Genomic DNA, 21,694 nt, shown 5'->3' with positions numbered 1-21,694 from the left:
TCCCCTTAAACTCGATTATTCATATTATAAGATTTTCTATATGATTTACCTTTAATTTTACCATAATACTGCTTGATACGTGTGTAGAGATAATAGATGATTTCTGCCACGAGGATACCAAAAGAAATCGCACCTGATATCAAGGTTACCTCTAAAAAGGTATTTACAGCACTAGTGTAATTATTTGAAACTAAAAAGCGTGTTGCCTCATACGCAGCACCACCTGGTACAAGTGGAATGATTCCAGGTACGATAAAGATAATAACAGGTCGCTTATAGCGTCTACTCATTGTATGACTGAGTAAGCCTAAAATTAAACTACCTAAAAATGTAGCGCCAACTTTTCCAAATTGCATATCAACAGTAAATTGATAAATTGTCCACGCAACTGCACCGACAAATCCACAAGCTAACAATAATCGACGAGGTGCGTTAAATATGATGGAGAAAAGGACTGTGGAAATGAAACTTATTGTGAAGTGAAATAAATAAAATAACAATATGAACAGCCTCTCTTAAAAAATTAGTAATACAATAGCAACGCCAGCACCAATTGCAAATGCAGTTAACGCTGCTTCAACTCCTCTAGACATACCTGCTAATAACTCTCCAGCTAGTAAATCTCGTATAGCATTGGTAATTAAAATACCAGGAACAAGAGGCATTACGCTCGCAATAGTAATAATGTTCTGATTTGTTGCCAATCCAAGTTTCGAACAGGCAGCAGCAATAGTGATTACTACTGCAGCAGCTACAAATTCTGAGAAAAATTTAATTTGAATATATCGTTGAACAAGGCTAAACGTTAGAAAAGCTGATCCTCCAGCAAGTATGGCGATCCAACAATCTGATGCAACGCCACCAAACATAAATAGGAAAAAACCACATGCGATCGCTGCTGCAAATAAATTCATTAAAAATGAATATTGCAACGATGCACTTCTAAGGTGGATTAATTCAGATTTTGCTTCATCGATAGTAAGTTGATTGCTAGAAATTTTACGAGATAAACTATTGGTTAATGCTATTTTTTCTAAATCAGTCGTACGTTCTCTAATACGAATTAATCTGGTACTCGTACGATCATTAAGTGAAAAGATAATAGCGGTTGAAGTTACGAAACTATATGTATCATGCAAGCCATAGCTATGCGCAATTCTATTCATGGTATCTTCAACACGATAAGTTTCAGCACCAGCTTCTAGTAAAATCCTACCAGCAATCAACACGACATCAATCACTTTATTCTCATCGATGATAGTGATTGAATCTGACATGAATAACCACCTCCTAATTAATTTAATGATATGAATAATTGAAGTTTACATCTTGAGCTAACAACTTTCAATAGAGTACGGCATATTGAAAAGATTATGTAATGAAGGAAGTAGGTGATAACACTAGTTAACATCTATATTAAATCTAATCATATTGTGACTGTGATGAATAAGAAATGTGTTTATAAAATAAAAGAGGAAGAGACATGAAAGATTCATACTTCGATAAATAAATTAACGAAATGACAAATCTTTTTGCCTCTACCTCTGATTCTGTATCCAATATTTGATTATAGTTTAATAATAGGATTGAACATGACTTTATTTCTACCTTCACTTTTAGCCACATGAACCATATCATCAGCATCCTTAAAGACGCGTCTTTGTGATTTGCGATCATCTTGTGTTAAATATCCGACACCTATAGATACTGAAAGTTTAATGACTTCCTTATTAGGTAGGTGGAAGGATGACTTCTCTACACCTTGTCGAATATTTTCGGCAAGTTTGACGCTTTGATCCAACGTATAATCATTAATCACGACAGAGAATTCTTCGCCACCATTTCTAAAAATAAGGAATTGTTTAGGGACGTAATTTTTAAGTAGTTGAGACATTTGTTTTAATACAGCATCTCCTGCTTGGTGCGTATATGTATCATTTACATCTTTAAAACCATCAATGTCAATCAGTAACAAGCCTAAGCTTTCATGATGTGTCTCAGTATATTTAGATATTTGATTCAAATGTCTATCGAATTCTTTTACATTCCCAAGACCAGTTAAATAATCATATTTATCTTCATTTTCATAGCGATTAACGAGTGAGAAGAAATGCCATATATCTACAAATGTAATTGCAGAGGCAATTGTGATAATGAATGACACAGGAATTAAAATTGCAATTTCAATCAAATCATAAATTGGACTCACTAATGCAAGTATAAATAAAATGATAATACTGATTGAATTTAATATAAGCAACGATATAATGTCATTTTGTTTTAAAAATGGGCCTACTGCACTGACAACACCCGCAATAACGACTAAAGTGATACCGTATATGATTGAGTTGTTAAAAATAAGTACGTCAACTAATGATACGACGATAGCAGAAGCCAATGTGTAAACCATGTTAGTATAACGCCCTAAGAATAATAAAGGTACAAACGTTAAATGAACTAAGTATTCTAAACGGAAGGGAATGGGATATGCTGCTAATAAAAGTGCAACAAGTGTCATTAAAACAGTGACATATCCTTTAGAAAAAACCATTCTTTTATTTTCAGAGTATTGCAGTCTGTGAAATAAATATATGCCTGCAACCATGACTGAAATATTATATATAATTGCTTCAAACATAGTTTTACCGACTCCTTTATTGACCATTAGCTATTGTAAGTGAAAACTTACAATTTGTCATTAGTTAGACTAAAAAATTTATCACATAAAATAGTGATTAATGTTAAAATGTTAACTTAAGTGATATGATGAAAAAAATAGTTTCGTCATGTGAGAGTATTAATATCGATGTAGAAATATATGAAGAATGAATGTTGTTATAAATTTGGGATGTCTTTTTTAGATTAACTCTAATTATACAGTTGATTTAATAATAAGGAAAGATGATAGCAACTGATGTTATTACGATAAAATACAAGATTGATAGAAGTCGTTATTAAAGAGGAAGATCATACAAAATAACCGACTCAAATTTAATTATTAACTATAAATATAGGAAGAAAAATGGTTGGATTTCTTAAAACTTACCCTTAATGATAGAAACTAACTTAATTTTGATGAAGGTGAACTGATGTATACATTATTACTCATTGCATTTACTATGATAGTCAGTTTAATAATAACACCCATTATTATTGCGATGTCTAAAAAATTAAATTTAGTAGATAAACCCAACTTTCGTAAGGTACATACAAAGCCGATTTCAGTCATGGGTGGCACAGTTATTTTATTCTCATTTTTAATTGGAATGTGGTTAGGTCATCCTATTGAAAGAGAAGTGAAGCCATTAGTTATCGGAGCAATTTTGATGTATGCCGTTGGTTTAATCGATGATATATTTGATCTTAAACCTTATATCAAATTAGCTGGGCAAATCGTCGCTGCTTTAGTGGTAGCATTTTATGGCATCACGATTGATTTTATTTCATTACCAATGGGTCCAACGATACATTTTGGAATTTTAAGTATTCCAATTACAGTGATTTGGATTGTGGCTATTACTAATGCTATTAATTTAATTGATGGATTAGATGGCTTAGCATCTGGTGTATCTGCGATAGCATTAATGACGATTGCATTTATCGCTATCTTACAGGCGAATATCTTTATTATTATGATTTGTTGTGTGTTAATTGGATCTTTATTAGGATTCTTATTCTATAACTCACACCCAGCTAAAATATTTCTTGGTGATAGCGGTGCTTTAATGATTGGTTTTATTATTGGATTTGTTTCATTGTTAGGTTTTAAAAACATTACATTTATTGCTTTATTTTTCCCAATCGTTATTTTAGCGGTACCATTTATTGATACTATTTTTGCAATGATTCGACGAATGAAAAAAGGGCAACATATTATGCAAGCGGATAAATCTCACTTGCACCATAAGTTGTTAGAACTAGGCTATACACATAGACAAACCGTATTACTCATATATTCCATTGCTATCTTATTCAGTCTATCTAGTATTATTCTGTATCTATCTCAACCTCTAGGTGCCTTAATGATGTTCATTTTAATTATTTTAACGATTGAACTCATTGTTGAATTCACAGGATTAATAGATGATAATTATAGACCTATCTTAAATCTCATTACTAAAAAAGGTGATCCTCCACATCCTCAACATCAATATGAAGAGGAAGATAATCACTAAATATTACAAAAGCTATCTAAGACAGAGTCTCAACTTAATCGGAATTGAGACTCTGTCTTTAGATAGCTTCTTTTTAATCTGTTGTAATATCAAAGGGTAACATTTTAATATCTTCAGTATTTAGCTCATAATTGCCAGCTGTCGTTTTATTTAAAAAGGCGATAAAATCATCATACTCAGTTTCAACGACATCAATTTGGTAGCTAACTTTGTCAGTATAGAATTGATTTCTAAGCATAAAGCTAGTAGAACCTAATTCATATTCAAATTTACCGGTTTGATCATAATTCAAGGTAACAGTGGTTGGAATAGCGGCTCTTAATTCAACACGGCCGATATCATAAATGACATCACGTACTGCACCACTATATGCTCGTATGAGTCCGCCGCCGCCTAATTTGATGCCACCAAAATAGCGTGTTACAACCACACACACATCATGTAGATCTAATTTTTTTAATATCTCCAACATAGGTACACCAGCCGTACCACTTGGTTCGCCATCGTCATTTGCTTTTTGAATATTCATTTCTGGCCCTATAGTATATGCAGAACAGTTGTGTGTTGCATCTTTATGTTGTGCTTTAATCTCATTAATGAATGCCTTTGCTTCATCTTCTGAAGCTACAGGTTTAATATGTGAAATAAAACGAGATTTATTGATCGTATTTTCAATAGTATGTTCTTCTTTAATAGTAATGATTGGTTTTGTCATTTTTTCACCTTCATCTTCGCTCTGTTTTCATACTAGTATTATACACGCTGTAAATACTTAAAATAAATTGTTTAATTAAGATTTTCTTTTTTAATAAAATATTGTATTATTACTATGAGTATAATTGAGGAGGACTACTATGAAGATTGCTGTAATGACTGATTCTACTAGCTATCTATCTCAAGATTTAATTGATAAATATGATATCCCAGTTGCACCGTTAAGTGTAACTTTTGATGATGGTGTAAGCTATACTGAAGATGTAAATGTTGATATTGACCATTTTTACAATAAAATGGCTTCTTCAGCAACGATACCTACGACTAGTCAACCGGCTGTAGGTGAATGGATTCAAAGATATGAAAAATTAAGAGAAGATGGTTACACAGATGTGATAGTTGTATTCTTATCTAGTGGAATTAGTGGGAGTTATCAATCTGGGAAGCAAGCTGGAGAATTAGTTGAAGGCATTAACGTCTATGCATTTGATAGTAAGCTTGCGGCTATGATGGAAGGTTGTTACGTATTACGTGCAATAGAAATGGTAGAACAAGGTTATAAACCAGATGATATCATAGCAGAGTTAACTGATATGAGAGAACATACAGGTGCTTATTTAATTGTAGATGACTTAAAAAATTTACAAAAAAGCGGCCGTATTACAGGCGCACAAGCTTGGGTAGGTACTTTGCTAAAAATGAAACCTGTACTTAAGTTTGATGACGGTAAAATTGTACCGGAAGAAAAAGTACGTACTAAGAAGAGAGCACTCAAAGCATTAGAAGACAAAGTCTTAAATCAAGTCAAAGATTATGATGATGTGACCATTTATGTGATTAATGGTGATAAAACTGATGATGGAAAAGCGTTATTAGAATCTGTCAAAGCGAATGCACCTTCACATTATCAAGTAGCATATTCTGAATTTGGACCAGTTATTGCCGCACACTTAGGATCTGGTGGGTTAGGTTTAGGATATACAGCACGCCAAATTAGACTTAATTAGAAGATTGAGAGGACATATGGAATTGTTAAATGACAATTCGGTATGTCTTTTTTTTATTGGAGGGAACATCAATATTACATTATGGTAAGTTAATACATTCGGAAACGAATATCACTTCGGAACAAGTGGCGCTTGTTACTAAAGGGGTCGTATTTAAAAATAACCGATGGCATTGTGTTCAATGTGAAACAGACGATGCTAAATATTTTCATCGCTATTATTCAGATTTTATAAATAAGGACATAGTATATTGTAGGAAATGTATACAACTTGGTCGTATGGATCATTTGACTGATTATAGAATCATAAAGAGTCATCAAAAGGTTACGCCATGTGAATATCATCTGGAATTTGAGCTTTCAGACCAACAAAGCTATGCCTCTCAACAAATTGTAAAAGCCATTATGGAACGAAGAAAATTATTGTTATACGCTGTTACTGGAGCTGGAAAAACTGAAATGATTTTCGAAGGCATTAAGTTTGCTAGAAATCAGGGAGACAATATTGCGATTGTATCCCCACGTGTTGACGTTGTAGTAGAAATTAGTCAACGGATTAAAAATGCATTTATTCACGAAGATATAGATGTCATACATCAAAGTAGTCAACAACAATTCGATGGACATTTTATCACTTCAACAATTCATCAACTATACCGATATAAAAATCACTTTGATACGATCATCATTGATGAAGTAGACGCATTTCCCTTATCTATGGATGACGACTTATTTAAGGTCATTCAATCATCTTCCAAACAGAACGCATGTCCTATTTATATGACAGCTACACCACCACAGAAATTATTATCAACGATAAGTAAAGATAATGTGATAAAATTGCCAGCACGATTTCACCGACAACCACTCCCCGTACCTATCTTTCAATATTTAAAGTTTAAACCCAAACAGGTTCAATTTAAATTGTTGAATTTCTTATCCAAACAAATACAGCATCAACGTTATACCTTAGTGTTTTTTAATCATATTGATCATATGATTAAAGCTTTTAAGACATATCAATCTCAAATACCTAATTTAATATATATTCACAGTGAAGATGAACAGCGCTTTGAGAAAGTGCAATCTTTAAGGACAGGCAATCATATGGTTGTTTTTACCACTACCATTCTTGAACGAGGTTTTACTATGGAAAAGTTGGATGTCGTAGTTATTGAAGCTGACCAGTTTTCTAAAGCGGCATTAATACAGATCGCAGGTCGAGTGGGTAGAAAGAAGCAAGCCCCAAACGGGAATGTGGTTTATTATCATAATGGTGTGTCGTTATCAATGATGTTAGCTAGAAAAGATATTAAAAAAATGAATCAACTTGCGAAACAAAAAGGATGGTTAGACATATAATGGAACAATGCCTACAATGTTTAAATCCGATCAATGAACAATTAACTATTATTAATTTTTATAGAAAACCTTGTGTTATATGTGAGACTTGCTTTGAAAAATGGAATCAAGTAAAGATTAATGATGCATTAAAGCGTTGTAAAAAGTGTTTGAAATTAATGACTAAAGGTGAACATATTTGTGAAGACTGTCAATTTTTGAATGAACGATTTAACATTCAATATCGATTAAAATGTAATTTTAATTATGATGGTATTATGAAAGAAACGATGCATCAATATAAATTTTTGAAAGATCATTATTTATGTAAGGTTCTTGCCGCGATCATCAATTTACCAGAAGGTAAGTTTGATTATGTAATTCCAATACCATCGCCAGATGAACGTAATATTGAAAGGACATTTAATCCAGTTGAAGAAGTATTAAAGATGAAGGGTATTGCCTATGTAAATGTACTAGGTACACAATTAAGACCGAAACAAGCAGAGTTAAATAAAATTAACCGTCTTAAAGAGACCAATCCCTTCTTTATAAGAAACAATGTTGAGTTGGATGGTAAAGAAATATTACTTGTAGATGATATTTATACAACAGGGTTAACGATTAACCGCGCAATGTGTAAATTATCTGCATTAAATGTCAGAAAATTCAATGTGTTTGCGTTTGCAAGATGAGGGTGACGTGGTAAAATATAATTAAGCATTACCAATATAAGAGGTTAAAGGAGAGATTACTATGATTAGATTTGAAATTCATGGAGATAACCTCACTATCACAGATGCAATTCGCAACTATATTGAGGAAAAAATTGGTAAGTTAGAACGTTACTTTAACAATGTACCGAATGCGGTTGCCCACGTTAAAGTTAAAACTTATTCAAATTCAACTACAAAAGTTGAAGTGACAATTCCGCTTAAAGATGTAACTTTAAGAGCAGAAGAAAGACATGATGATTTATATGCAGGTGTTGATTTAATTACTAATAAACTTGAACGTCAAGTTAGAAAGTATAAAACACGTGTAAATCGTAAGCACCGTGATCGTGGCGATCAAGAAGTATTTGTAGCAGAAGTTCAAGAAGCGCCACCAGAAGAAATTAGCGGTGCTGAAGAAAATAATGATAATGATATCGAAATTATCCGTTCTAAACAATTCAGTTTAAAACCTATGGATTCTGAAGAAGCAGTGCTACAAATGAATCTTTTAGGACATGACTTCTTTATCTTTACAGACCGTGAAACTGACGGTACTAGTATCGTTTATCGTCGTAAAGATGGTAAATATGGTCTAATTGAAACAACTGAACAATAAGGGTCAATGTGAACCTTAAATATAGGTATGAAATTAATTCAGTTTAATAATTAAATAGTGTTACATTGGGAGTGAGATGATTGTTATTCGTATATGAATACTTCATCTTGCTCCCTTTTTTAGATACGATATTGAAAAAAATTAATCATAATGATTTTAGTAAAAAGACTTAATACGAATGATGTGTGGATGTTGAATTCGTAGACGCAAGCATTATACTGTGCTAATCTTAATTGAAAATAACAGAAACGAAGTACTGTATAATAAATTTCGCAATTTATGCGAAGTTTATTTATTTGAGACGAGAAATAATACATTGTATCATGTTAGAATTAACTTGTTGACAATTCATTAGATTTATTTATGTTATCGATTGAAAAGACACAAAGGCATTTTGATTGAATTACCATGTGAAATAGCATAAAGTATGTAAGCTATGTTTGCCAATATGTTTATGTTACGGACAAAGGGAATAAAGTATACTAATGAGTATTTAAGTATGATTCTAAAGGTATAAATGGTAAGATTAATTGTTGAAAGCCAAGCAGTTTTTAGCTAAAGGAGCGAACAGAATGGGATTTTTATCAAAAATTGTTGACGGCAATAAAAAAGAAACGAAAAAATTAGGTAAGTTAGCTGATAAAGTACTCGCATTAGAGGAAGAAACAGCACTTTTAACTGATGAAGAAATTCGAAATAAAACTAAGAAATTTCAAGAAGAACTTGCTGAAATTGAAGATGTTAAAAAACAAAATGATTATTTAGATAAAATTTTACCTGAAGCGTATGCACTCGTACGTGAAGGTTCTAAACGTGTTTTTAATATGATTCCATATAAAGTACAAGTAATGGGTGGTATCGCAATTCATCATGGCGATATTGCTGAAATGAGAACAGGTGAAGGTAAAACGTTAACAGCGACAATGCCTACATATTTAAATGCGTTAGCAGGGCGAGGCGTTCACGTTATTACAGTCAATGAATATTTATCTAGCGTTCAAAGTGAAGAAATGGCAGAGCTATACGAATTTCTAGGTTTATCTGTAGGACTTAATTTAAATAGTAAAACCACAACAGAAAAACGTGAAGCATATGCACAAGATATCACATATAGCACGAATAACGAACTAGGATTCGACTATTTGAGAGATAACATGGTGAACTATGCAGAAGAGCGTGTTATGAGACCACTGCATTTTGCTATTATTGATGAGGTTGACTCTATTTTAATTGATGAAGCAAGAACACCACTTATTATTTCAGGTGAAGCAGAAAAATCTACATCTCTTTATACACAAGCTAATGTTTTCGCTAAAATGCTCAAATTAGATGATGATTATAAATATGATGAAAAGACGAAATCTGTAAACTTAACAGAACAAGGTGCAGATAAAGCTGAGCGTATGTTTAAGATTGATAATCTTTATGACGTTCAAAACGTAGAAATTATTAGTCATATTAATACAGCATTAAGAGCACATGTAACATTACAACGAGATGTTGACTACATGGTTGTTGATGGCGAAGTACTTATAGTTGACCAATTTACTGGTCGTACAATGCTGGGAAGACGTTTCTCTGAAGGTTTACACCAAGCGATTGAAGCTAAAGAAGGCGTACAAATTCAAAATGAATCTAAAACTATGGCGTCAATCACATTCCAAAACTACTTCAGAATGTACAATAAGTTGGCAGGTATGACAGGTACTGCTAAAACAGAAGAAGAAGAGTTCCGTAATATTTATAATATGACAGTAACTCAAATTCCGACTAATAAACCTGTACAACGTGTTGACAAATCTGACTTAATTTACATTAGTCAAAAAGGGAAATTCGATGCCGTTGTTGAAGATGTAGTTGAAAAGCATAAAAAAGGTCAACCTGTATTATTGGGTACAGTTGCTGTAGAAACATCTGAATATATTTCTAATTTATTAAAAAAACGTGGCGTAAGACATGATGTATTAAATGCTAAAAACCATGAACGTGAAGCGGAAATAGTCGCAAATGCTGGTCAAAAAGGATCGGTTACCATTGCGACAAACATGGCTGGTCGTGGTACGGATATCAAATTAGGTGAAGGCGTAGAAGAAATTGGTGGTTTAGCCGTTATTGGTACAGAACGTCATGAATCACGCCGAATTGATGACCAATTACGTGGTCGTTCTGGTCGTCAAGGAGACAATGGTGACAGTCGTTTCTATTTATCATTACAAGATGAATTAATGGTTCGCTTCGGTTCAGAGAGATTACAAAAAATGATGGGCCGATTAGGAATGGATGATTCTACACCAATTGAATCTAAAATGGTTTCAAGAGCAGTAGAATCAGCACAAAAACGCGTTGAAGGTAACAACTTTGATGCCCGTAAACGTATCTTAGAATATGACGAAGTACTACGTAAACAACGTGAGATTATCTATAGTGAACGTAACGAAATCATTGATAACGATGATAGTTCACAAGTTGTAGATGCCATGTTACGTTCAACATTACAACGTGGAATCAACTATCATATCAATGAAGAGGATGATAACTTAGATTACCAACCATTCATCAACTACATTAATGATGTCTTCTTACAAGAAGGCGAATTAAAAGAATCAGAAATCAAAGGCAAAGATTCAGAAGATATCTTTGAAGTAGTATGGTCTAAAATTGAAAAAGCTTATGCTAAACAAAAAGAAACGCTTGGCGATCAAATGAATGAATTCGAGAGAATGATTTTATTACGTTCTATTGACAGTCATTGGACAGATCACATTGATACAATGGATCAGTTACGTCAGGGTATCCATTTACGTTCATATGCACAACAAAACCCATTACGTGATTATCAAAATGAAGGTCACGAGTTATTTGATATGATGATGCAAAATATCGAAGAAGATACTTGTAAGTTCATATTAAAATCAGTGGTACAAGTTGAAGATGATATTGAACGTGAAAAAACAACAGATTTCGGTGAAGCAAAACATGTTTCAGCCGAAGATGGTAAAGAAAAAGTAAAACCACAACCGATTGTTAAAGGTGAAGACATCGGTCGTAATGATCCTTGTCCTTGCGGAAGTGGTAAGAAATATAAAAACTGTCATGGACAAGCATAGTTGTATGTTAATAAATATTATGTAGTTGAAGCCTGAGACAATGTTGTCTTGGGCTTTTTTAGTGTTTATTTCATTGATTGAGAAAATGAGTTAATATCGATGATTAAGTTATGAGTCTTTAACATAATTCGTATTCTTATACTGTAATTCAGGTTATATATGATAGAATATAAGCGTATAATATGATGAATGTGGTGTAGTGATATTTAAGAATTTGATAAAATAAATCATATTGAAATAAAGATCATAGATTACCAAACGAAATAGGAGAGACATTATGGAATTATCAGAAATTAAAAGAAATATAGATGCGTATAAAGACAATTTAAATCAAATTAGGGGGTCTCTTTGACTTAGAAAATAAAGAGACTAACATCCGAGAGTATGAAGAAATGATGACAGAGCCCAATTTTTGGGATGATCAAAATAGAGCCCAAGATATTATTGATAAAAATAATGCTTTAAAATCAATGGTAAATGGTTTTTATGAATTAGAAGAATCTGTGGAAGACATGTCTGCAACAGTTGAATTGTTACAAGAAGAATTTGACGAAGATATGAAGCAAGAGTTAGAAAATAATGTTGTCGAATTTAAAGCAGAGATTGATCACTTTGAATTACAATTATTATTAGATGGACCATATGATGCTAATAATGCAATTTTAGAATTACATCCTGGTGCAGGTGGTACTGAATCACAGGATTGGGTAAGTATGCTATTAAGAATGTATCAACGTTATTGCGAACAAAGCGGCTTTAAAGTTGAAACAGTTGATTACTTACCAGGTGATGAAGCGGGTGTTAAAAGTGTGACACTATTAATCAAAGGGCATAACACATATGGTTATTTAAAAGCAGAAAAAGGTGTGCATCGTTTAGTTCGAATTTCACCATTTGATTCATCTGGCCGTCGTCATACATCATTTGCTTCTTGTGATGTTATTCCTGATTTTGATAATGATGAGATTGAAATAGAAATCAATTCTGATGACATCACAGTTGATACCTTCAGAGCATCTGGTGCTGGCGGACAACATATCAATAAAACGGAATCAGCAATTAGAATTACCCACCATCCTACAGGTATTGTAGTTAATAACCAAAATGAACGTTCACAAATTAAAAACCGTGAAGCTGCAATGAAAATGTTGAAATCTAAATTGTACCAACTTAAATTAGAAGAACAAGAGCGTGAAATGGCAGAAATACGTGGTGAGCAGAAGGAAATAGGTTGGGGAAGTCAAATTAGGTCTTACGTATTCCATCCTTATTCAATGGTCAAAGATCATAGAACAAATGAGGAAACAGGTAAAGTGGATGCAGTAATGGATGGTGACATTGGTCCGTTTATTGAAGCATATTTAAGACACCAAATGGATAAATAAATGAATGAATAAATGAAGCAGAGCTTGAGATATTTAATGATCTTAAGTTCTGTCTGTTATTAGTTGAAAAGTACTGCTATTTAAATAAATAGAAGAATGTATTATTTTTTAAATTTAAAAAAAGACAGAATCTATGTAAAACATCTCTTGTAATATTACTCACGTGATAATTATGACAAAGTCAAACTAACAATGAATCACTCTGAATTAGTTGATATATATGTGTTCATGGTGATATGTATGATGATACTTGAAATGATAGTGTATAAATATTATATTACATCAATTTAACATTAAGCATTTTAAAATAATGTTGTGTTATATTAAATTCAACAAATTAGAATATACAACAAAGGAATGACATATTTAATGAAGAAGACGTTATTATTATCATTATCATCAGTAGCAGCGTGTATCGCATTCGGCAATGTTGCAGATGCTCAAGAAGAAACTGCTGTACCTAATGTGAATACATCTGAAAACATAGCATCAGTTGGAACTGAGAATGCTAGTCAATATATCGTCAAACCTGGTGACACTTTATATCAAATCGCTTTAAATCATAATATTACTTTAGAAGAATTATATAACCTTAATCCTGGGGTTACACCTTTAATTTTCCCAGGTGACATCATTATTGTTTCTCCTTATGAAACACAATATCAAGTTAATAATACAACTTATAATACAAGCAATTACTATGTTGGAGAACCAACATCAACTACAAGTCAACAATATATAGATGTTAGAAGTGAATCAACACCACAAGTATCTGCTACAACGAATCAATCCTATCGTAATGACACTGATGCTAGCTTGTATTCTGTAAGTCATTCAGGTAATTTATATAATTATGGAAACTGCACATATTATGCATTCAATCGTCGTGCAGAGTTAGGGAAACCTATTGGAAGTTTATGGGGAGATGCTGGTAGTTGGGCAGTAAATGCTAGAAATGCTGGTTTCACAGTGAATAATATTCCAGTTGCAGGTGCTGTTTTCCAATCTAACCCTGGTACAAATGGTTCAGGTGGCTATGGTCATGTAGGCGTAGTTGAGAGTGTAAACAGTAATGGTACTGTTACAGTATCTGAGATGAACTGGAACGGTGGATTTAATGTGAAATCTTACAGAACAATTACAAATCCAGGTAGCTACAACTATATTCATTAAATTTGAATACGTATTAAAGTTTGATATTGCAGTAACGTAATTGACATGATTACGTTGCTGCTTATTTTTATATTAATTCATTTGCATATAATCGATTAAGTTGAAATCAACATTAAGATATTGCTTTTAATCATGATGATGATTGGTATAATGAAACTAAGTATCATCTATGATTAAATGAGAAGGAGGTATCACGGAATGGGCATACATCAATATTATAAAAGACTCTCTGATATGGAAAAGCTTATTAGGTTGCCTGGTAAATTCAAATATTTTGAGCATAATGTTGCTGCACACTCGTTCAAAGTAACTAAAATTGCTCAATATCTTGGTACTGTTGAAGAATATAATGGAAATGTTATAGACTGGAAGAGCTTATACGAAAAAGCACTAAACCACGACTTTGCAGAGGTGTTTACAGGTGATATTAAAACGCCAGTAAAGTACGCAAGTAGAGAATTGAAAATGCTTTTTTCACAAGTTGAAGAAGAAATGGTAGAGAATTTTATTAAGGAAGAAATCCCTGAACAATATCGTGACATATACAGACAAAGGTTACAAGAAGGTAAAGATGATTCGTTAGAGGGGCAAATACTTGCTGTAGCAGATAAAATCGATTTACTTTATGAAACATTTGGTGAAATACAAAAACGTAACCCAGAACCTTTGTTTTTTGAAATATATGAAATGAGTTTAGAAACAATTATGCAATTTGATCATTTAGCTTCTGTTCATGATTTTATTGATAATGTAATTCCTGAAATGCTAACAGAAAACTTCATTCCTAGAACAGAATTACGAGAAACTACGATGACAATACTAAATAAAAGAAACAGGTGAAATAAATGATTTGGTATGCATGTGCTGCCTTTTTTCCTTGTATTTTAATTGTGCTTTTTAGTGTAGTGACTAAAAATAAATGGATTGGTACCTCTGTTACATTAATATTAATCGCAACCTCAATATATAAAGGCTTTTTTCATAGTGAATGGATTATATTTATTGATGTTGTATCGCTATTAGCGGGTTATTTAATCATAGATCAACTAGAATTCCATAAGGAGAAGAATAAAACTTGATTAATATACAACTTGATTGATAAAAAGTCTATAAGAACAAGCATAGTTTGCTAAGCTATGTTTGTTTTTTATTTATCTTATAATATAAAAATGTTAGCGAACAAATGTTTGTATTTTTTATTCGAGATTTGTTAAAATAGAAAATAAATTCAGTGCTAATATTTACGTTAACGATATCATCAAAATGATGTATGACAATAGGTTAACTAGGGAAAGTAATTAATAAATAATGTATTAAACGGTGATAATCTTTAGAATAAAATGATTTCAATAATCTTGAGTAATAAAAGTTGAGTTGTAAACAATACAGGAGGCGTATGTAGTAATGGTTGAACATTATCCATTCAAATTAAATTCAGAGTTCGATCCTCAAGGTGATCAACCTGAAGCAATAAAGAAAATTGTTAAAGGTGTTAAAGAAGGAAAGCGACATCAAACACTACTTGGTGCAACTGGAACAGGTAAAACATTTACAATGAGTAATGTTATACAACAAATAGGTAAACCAACATTGATTATTGCACATAACAAAACATTGGCTGGACAATTATATAGTGAATTCAAAGAATTCTTCCCAGAAAATAGGGTGGAATATTTCGTGAGTTACTATGATTACTATCAACCAGAAGCTTATGTACCATCGACAGATACATTTATTGAAAAAGATGCGTCTATTAATGATGAAATTGACCAATTAAGACACTCAGCAACAAGCGCTTTGTTTGAGAGAGATGATGTTATTATCATAGCGAGTGTGAGTTGTATTTATGGTTTGGGTAATCCAGAAGAATATAAAGATTTAGTTGTCAGTGTGCGTGTGGGCATGGAAATGGAACGTAGCGAATTATTAAGAAAACTAGTTGATGTGCAATATACAAGAAATGATATAGACTTTCAACGTGGTACCTTTAGAGTACGAGGCGATGTAGTCGAAATATTCCCTGCTTCTAGAGAAGAAATGTGTATTCGAGTAGAATTTTTTGGTGATGAAGTCGATCGTATTAGAGAAGTGAACTATTTAACTGGCGAAGTTATAAGAGAACGTGAACATTTTGCAATTTTCCCAGCCTCCCACTTCGTTACGCGTGAAGAAAAGATGAAAGTTGCGATTGAACGAATAGAAAAAGAATTAGAAGAACGTTTAAAAGAATTAAGAGATGAAAATAAACTTTTAGAAGCACAGAGGTTAGAACAACGAACTAATTATGATTTGGAAATGATGCGTGAGATGGGATTCTGTTCAGGTATTGAAAACTACTCCGTACATTTAACGTTAAGACCTTTAGGTTCTACGCCGTATACATTGCTTGATTACTTTGGAGATGACTGGTTAATCATGATTGATGAATCACACGTAACACTACCTCAAGTGAGAGGGATGTATAACGGTGATAGAGCACGTAAGCAAGTTTTAGTTGATCATGGATTCAGATTGCCTAGCGCGTTAGACAATAGACCATTAAAATTTGAAGAGTTTGAAGAAAAAACGAATCAATTAGTCTATGTATCTGCAACACCAGGACCTTATGAAATAGAACATACAGACGAAATGGTAGAGCAAATTATTCGACCAACTGGATTGTTAGATCCGAAAATTGATGTACGCCCTACAGAAAATCAAATTGACGACTTGTTAAGTGAAATTCAAGATAGAATTGATAAAAATGAAAGGGTACTTGTTACCACATTAACTAAAAAAATGAGTGAAGATTTAACAACATATATGAAAGAAGCAGGAATAAAAGTCAATTATCTTCATTCCGAAATCAAAACACTCGAGAGAATTGAAATCATAAGAGACTTACGTATGGGTACGTATGATGCAATTGTTGGTATTAACTTATTAAGAGAGGGGATAGATATTCCCGAAGTTTCATTAGTTGTTATCTTAGATGCAGATAAAGAAGGATTTTTACGTTCCAATCGTTCCTTAATTCAAACCATTGGGCGTGCAGCGCGTAATGATCGTGGTGAAGTTATTATGTACGCAGATAAGATTACAGATTCAATGAGATACGCCATTGATGAAACGCAAAGACGACGTGATATTCAAACGGCTCATAATGAGAAATACGGTATTACACCTAAAACCATCAATAAGAAAATTCATGATGTTATCAGTGCTACTGTCGAAAGTGATGATACAAATGAAAATAAACAAACAGAAGTACCTAAGAAAATGACGAAAAAAGAACGTCAAAAAACGATAGAAAATATAGAAAAAGAAATGAAAAAAGCAGCTAAAGATTTAGACTTTGAGAGAGCAACAGAATTAAGAGATATGTTATTCGAATTAAAATCAGAAGGGTGACATTTAAATGAGAGAACCATCCATAGTAGTGAAAGGTGCAAGAGCACATAATTTAAAAGGTGTTGATATAGAATTACCTAAAGACAAGTTGATAGTGATGACAGGACTTTCTGGTTCAGGTAAATCCTCTTTAGCTTTTGATACCATTTATGCCGAAGGTCAAAGAAGATATGTAGAATCATTAAGTGCTTATGCACGTCAATTTTTAGGTCAAATGGATAAACCGGATGTTGACACAATTGAAGGCTTATCACCAGCGATTTCAATTGATCAAAAAACAACAAGTAAGAACCCACGTTCTACAGTAGCTACAGTGACTGAAATATATGACTATATTAGGTTGTTATATGCACGTGTAGGTAAACCATACTGCCCTAATCATCACATAGAGATAGAATCGCAAACTGTTCAACAAATGGTAGATAGAATCTTAGAATTAGAAACTAGAACTAAAATTCAACTATTAGCACCAGTTATCTCGCACCGTAAAGGTAGTCATGAAAAATTGATTGAAGATATAAGTAAAAAAGGATATGTACGTTTGCGAGTTGATGGTGAGATTGTCGATGTGAATGAAGTACCAGAATTAGATAAGAATAAAAATCATACTATTGAAGTCGTTGTTGATCGATTAGTTGTTAAAGAAGGCATTGAAACAAGACTAGCTGATTCAATCGAAACAGCACTTGAACTTGCCGAAGGAAGTTTAACAGTTGATATTATCGATGGAGAAGAATTAAAATTCTCCGAAAATCACGCATGTCCAATTTGTGGATTTTCCATAGGTGAGTTAGAGCCACGTATGTTTAGTTTCAATAGTCCTTTTGGTGCGTGTCCAACTTGTGATGGTTTAGGACAACGATTAACAGTTGATATGGACTTAGTTATTCCGGATCCAAATAAGACACTTAATGAAGGTGCAATTGAACCATGGGAACCTACAAGTTCAGATTTCTATCCAACGTTATTAAAACGTGTTTGTGAAGTTTATAAAATTAATATGGATAAACCATATAAAAAACTAACTGACAGACAAAAGAATATATTAATGCACGGCTCAGGAGATAAGGAAATTGAATTTACATTTAATCAGCGATTTGGCGGTGGACAAAGAAAACGTAAAATGGTATTTGAAGGTGTAGTTAATAATATCAATCGTCGCTATCATGAATCGCCATCAGAGTATACGAGAGAGATGATGAGTCGATATATGACTGAATTACCATGTGAGACATGTCATGGACAACGTTTAAGTAAAGAAGCTCTTTCAGTTTATGTGGCAGGATTAAATATTGGTGAAGTTGTTGAATACTCAATTAAAGAAGCTTTGAATTATTATCAAAATATCGAACTTTCAGAACAAGACCAAGCGATTGCCAATCAAATTCTTAAGGAAATCATTTCTCGTCTAACATTCTTATATAATGTTGGGCTAGAATACCTGACATTAAACCGTGCATCTGGTACGTTATCTGGTGGTGAAGCGCAACGTATTCGTTTAGCGACACAAATTGGTTCTCGTCTCACTGGTGTGCTCTATGTACTTGATGAACCATCTATAGGTTTACATCAACGTGATAATGATCGCTTGATTAATACACTTAAAGAGATGAGAGATTTAGGCAATACACTTATTGTTGTAGAACATGACGATGATACTATGCGCGCAGCTGATTATTTAGTAGACGTCGGACCTGGTGCGGGTAACCATGGCGGTGAAATTGTCGCTCAAGGTACGCCTAAACAAGTAATGAAAAATAAGAATTCCCTGACAGGGCAATATTTAAGTGGTAAAAAGAAAATTGATGTGCCAGAGCACAGACGTGAAGCGACTAATAAAAAAATTAGCATCAAGGGCGCTAAAAGTAATAACTTGAAAAACGTTGATGTAGATATTCCACTCTCACTTATGACTGTAGTGACGGGTGTTTCAGGTTCTGGTAAAAGTTCATTAGTAAATGAAGTATTATATAAATCTCTTGCACAAAAAATCAATAAATCTAAAGTTAAGCCAGGAGACTATGATTCAATTAAAGGTATTGACCAATTAGATAAAATTATAGATATTGACCAATCACCAATTGGTAGAACACCACGTTCAAATCCAGCTACTTATACAGGCGTGTTTGATGATATACGTGATGTGTTTGCACAAACCAATGAAGCTAAGATTCGAGGTTATCAAAAAGGGCGTTTCAGTTTTAACGTTAAAGGCGGTCGTTGTGAAGCTTGTAAAGGTGATGGCATCATCAAAATAGAAATGCATTTCTTACCTGACGTTTACGTTCCTTGTGAAGTTTGTGATGGAAAACGTTATAACAGAGAAACGTTAGAAGTCACATATAAAGGAAAAAATATCGCTGATGTATTAGAAATGACAGCAGAAGATGCGACTCATTTCTTTGAAAATATACCTAAGATTAAACGTAAACTACAAACATTGGTAGATGTCGGATTAGGTTATGTTACTTTAGGACAACAAGCTACTACCTTATCGGGTGGTGAAGCACAACGTGTAAAACTGGCTTCTGAATTACACAAACGATCAACAGGACGTTCTATTTATATTCTTGATGAACCAACAACAGGTTTACATGTTGATGACATTAGTCGATTATTAAAAGTTTTAAACCGACTTGTCGAAAATGGTGACACAGTTGTCATTATCGAACATAATTTAGATGTTATCAAAACAGCTGATCACATTATAGATTTAGGGCCAGAAGGTGGCGATGGTGGCGGTACCATTGTTGCTACAGGAACACCTGAAGATATTGCCAATGTCGAAGGTTCATATACAGGTCAATATTTGAAAACAGTTTTAGAAAGAGATAGAAATGAGGATGAATCATAAAAGAATGATGTTATAATTTATATTAAGATGATTTCAGAGTATACTGGAATCATCTTTTTTAAATTATTTTTTCATTCAATACATATTCAAATGAAATATCAATACGGTATTACTGACGTGTAAGCAAAAAAATGTCAGAGATTTAACGGTTTTTACGTTAATCAATCATGACTATTTTCTAAACATTGAGTTAATATAACTTTTTAATATAGATAGTAGTTTGATTTTTGATATGATTAAAGAAAGTGAATTTGTAGTAACAATTCAATATAGAGGTGAACGCATGTTAACAACTGAAAGATTAGTTGAAGTATTAAATTTAGAATTAATAGCCGGTGAAGAAGGATTAAATAAACCGATTAAGAATACAGATATCTCTCGCCCTGGTTTAGAGATGGCTGGATATTTCTCACATTATGCTTCAGATCGAATTCAATTACTAGGAACGACTGAGTTATCTTTTTACAACTTATTACCGGATGACGAGCGACAAGGAAGAATGAGAAAGTTATGTCGACCAGACACTCCTGCAATTATTGTAACACGAGGCTTAGAACCACCTAATGAACTTGTTGAAGCTGCAAAAGAACTTAACACGCCACTCATTGTTGCTAAAGACGCAACGACAAGCCTTATGAGTCGTTTAACAACATTTTTAGAACATGAATTAGCAAAGACAACATCATTACATGGTGTACTTGTTGATGTTTATGGTGTGGGTGTACTCATCACAGGTGATTCAGGTATTGGTAAAAGTGAAACAGCTTTAGAACTAGTTAAAAGAGGACACAGACTTGTTGCAGATGACAACGTTGAAATTAGAGAAATTACAAAAGATGAATTAATTGGTAAACCTCCAAAACTGATTGAACATTTATTAGAGATTCGAGGTCTAGGTATTATTAATGTAATGACATTATTCGGTGCTGGTTCAATCTTAACTGAGAAGCAAATTCGCTTGAATATTAATTTGGAGAATTGGAATAAAGAAAAATTGTATGACCGTGTGGGTCTCAATGAAGAAACATTACGTATCTTAGATACAGAAATAACTAAAAAGACTATTCCAGTTAGACCTGGACGAAATGTTGCAGTGATCATTGAAGTTGCCGCAATGAACTATCGTTTAAATATCATGGGTATCAATACAGCAGAAGAATTTAGTGAACGCTTGAATGATGAAATTGTTCGTAACAGTCATAAAGGTGAGGAGTAGT

The 21,694-nt window shown here is 33.0% G+C and carries 17 protein-coding genes; 13 read left to right on the top strand and 4 right to left on the bottom strand.

Annotation, left to right across the window (positions count from 1 at the left end):
- Window positions 1-5: 5 nt before the first annotated feature.
- From JX000_RS09685 to gdpS, 3 genes are all read right to left on the bottom strand, one after another.
- A complete protein-coding gene (locus tag JX000_RS09685) occupies window positions 6-500 on the bottom strand; it encodes a threonine/serine exporter family protein (RefSeq protein WP_002450928.1) in 495 nt (164 codons plus the stop codon).
- Window positions 501-515: 15 nt separating this feature from the next.
- Window positions 516-1,277 (bottom strand): threonine/serine exporter family protein, encoded by a 762-nt coding sequence (locus tag JX000_RS09680; RefSeq protein ID WP_002450927.1) that lies wholly within the window; start codon window positions 1,275-1,277, stop codon window positions 516-518.
- A gap of 290 nt (window positions 1,278-1,567) precedes the next feature.
- On the bottom strand, window positions 1,568-2,638 hold the full coding sequence (gdpS, locus tag JX000_RS09675; protein WP_049423637.1) for a GGDEF domain-containing protein GdpS: 1,071 nt from the start codon (window positions 2,636-2,638) through the stop codon (window positions 1,568-1,570).
- Between the two features lie 451 nt (window positions 2,639-3,089).
- On the opposite strand from gdpS, the gene JX000_RS09670 reads away from it, so the two are divergent.
- On the top strand, window positions 3,090-4,175 hold the full coding sequence (locus JX000_RS09670) for a glycosyltransferase family 4 protein (protein ID WP_002450925.1): 1,086 nt from the start codon (window positions 3,090-3,092) through the stop codon (window positions 4,173-4,175).
- 73 nt (window positions 4,176-4,248) lie between these two features.
- On the opposite strand, the gene JX000_RS09665 is transcribed toward JX000_RS09670, so the two are convergent.
- The gene (locus tag JX000_RS09665) at window positions 4,249-4,890 is read right to left on the bottom strand and encodes a YigZ family protein (RefSeq protein ID WP_002450924.1); all 642 of its coding nucleotides are present in this window, start codon (window positions 4,888-4,890) and stop codon (window positions 4,249-4,251) included.
- 139 nt (window positions 4,891-5,029) lie between these two features.
- On the opposite strand from JX000_RS09665, the gene fakB1 reads away from it, so the two are divergent.
- The 12 genes from fakB1 to hprK all read left to right on the top strand — a co-directional run bounded on the left by fakB1 (window position 5,030) and on the right by hprK (window position 21,693).
- The gene (gene fakB1, locus JX000_RS09660; protein ID WP_049423638.1) at window positions 5,030-5,896 is read left to right on the top strand and encodes a fatty acid kinase binding subunit FakB1; all 867 of its coding nucleotides are present in this window, start codon (window positions 5,030-5,032) and stop codon (window positions 5,894-5,896) included.
- Window positions 5,897-5,925: 29 nt separating this feature from the next.
- On the top strand, window positions 5,926-7,257 hold the full coding sequence (locus JX000_RS09655; protein ID WP_206140660.1) for a DEAD/DEAH box helicase family protein: 1,332 nt from the start codon (window positions 5,926-5,928) through the stop codon (window positions 7,255-7,257).
- The gene (locus tag JX000_RS09650; RefSeq protein WP_206140659.1) at window positions 7,257-7,931 is read left to right on the top strand and encodes a ComF family protein; all 675 of its coding nucleotides are present in this window, start codon (window positions 7,257-7,259) and stop codon (window positions 7,929-7,931) included. Before JX000_RS09655 ends, JX000_RS09650 begins: the two co-directional genes overlap by 1 nt.
- Window positions 7,932-7,992: 61 nt before the next feature.
- Window positions 7,993-8,568: a ribosome hibernation-promoting factor, HPF/YfiA family gene (hpf, locus tag JX000_RS09645; RefSeq protein ID WP_002450920.1), complete on the top strand. Its 576-nt coding sequence runs from the start codon at window positions 7,993-7,995 to the stop codon at window positions 8,566-8,568.
- 572 nt (window positions 8,569-9,140) lie between these two features.
- On the top strand, window positions 9,141-11,675 hold the full coding sequence (secA, locus tag JX000_RS09640) for a preprotein translocase subunit SecA (protein WP_206140658.1): 2,535 nt from the start codon (window positions 9,141-9,143) through the stop codon (window positions 11,673-11,675).
- Window positions 11,676-11,952: 277 nt separating this feature from the next.
- Window positions 11,953-13,060, top strand: a protein-coding gene (prfB, locus tag JX000_RS09635; protein WP_206140657.1) for a peptide chain release factor 2 whose coding sequence is annotated in 2 segments (ribosomal slippage) — window positions 11,953-12,024 and window positions 12,026-13,060 — 1,107 coding nt in all. Because the reading frame shifts where the segments join, the coding sequence is not laid out codon by codon here.
- Window positions 13,061-13,429: 369 nt separating this feature from the next.
- The gene (locus JX000_RS09630) at window positions 13,430-14,233 is read left to right on the top strand and encodes a COG3942 and LysM peptidoglycan-binding domain-containing protein (protein ID WP_145505750.1); all 804 of its coding nucleotides are present in this window, start codon (window positions 13,430-13,432) and stop codon (window positions 14,231-14,233) included.
- A 198-nt stretch (window positions 14,234-14,431) separates the two neighbouring features.
- Window positions 14,432-15,073: a YfbR-like 5'-deoxynucleotidase gene (locus JX000_RS09625; RefSeq protein ID WP_002450916.1), complete on the top strand. Its 642-nt coding sequence runs from the start codon at window positions 14,432-14,434 to the stop codon at window positions 15,071-15,073.
- Between the two features lie 5 nt (window positions 15,074-15,078).
- Complete coding sequence (locus JX000_RS09620; protein ID WP_124228494.1) at window positions 15,079-15,312, top strand: CsbA family protein; 234 nt, start codon at window positions 15,079-15,081, stop codon at window positions 15,310-15,312.
- A 325-nt stretch (window positions 15,313-15,637) separates the two neighbouring features.
- Window positions 15,638-17,623, top strand: a complete 1,986-nt coding sequence (gene uvrB / locus JX000_RS09615) for an excinuclease ABC subunit UvrB (protein ID WP_124228493.1) — start codon at window positions 15,638-15,640, stop codon at window positions 17,621-17,623.
- A gap of 7 nt (window positions 17,624-17,630) precedes the next feature.
- The gene (gene uvrA, locus JX000_RS09610) at window positions 17,631-20,477 is read left to right on the top strand and encodes an excinuclease ABC subunit UvrA (RefSeq protein ID WP_124228492.1); all 2,847 of its coding nucleotides are present in this window, start codon (window positions 17,631-17,633) and stop codon (window positions 20,475-20,477) included.
- A 283-nt stretch (window positions 20,478-20,760) separates the two neighbouring features.
- Entirely contained in the window at window positions 20,761-21,693 is a 933-nt protein-coding gene (gene hprK, locus JX000_RS09605) for an HPr(Ser) kinase/phosphatase (protein WP_015365270.1), read from the top strand.
- The last annotated feature ends 1 nt before the right edge of the window (window position 21,694 follow it).

Source organism: Staphylococcus sp. SB1-57, assembly GCF_017086425.1.
Taxonomy (GTDB): domain Bacteria; phylum Bacillota; class Bacilli; order Staphylococcales; family Staphylococcaceae; genus Staphylococcus; species Staphylococcus warneri_A.
This window is presented reverse-complemented; position numbering and strand designations above follow the sequence as displayed.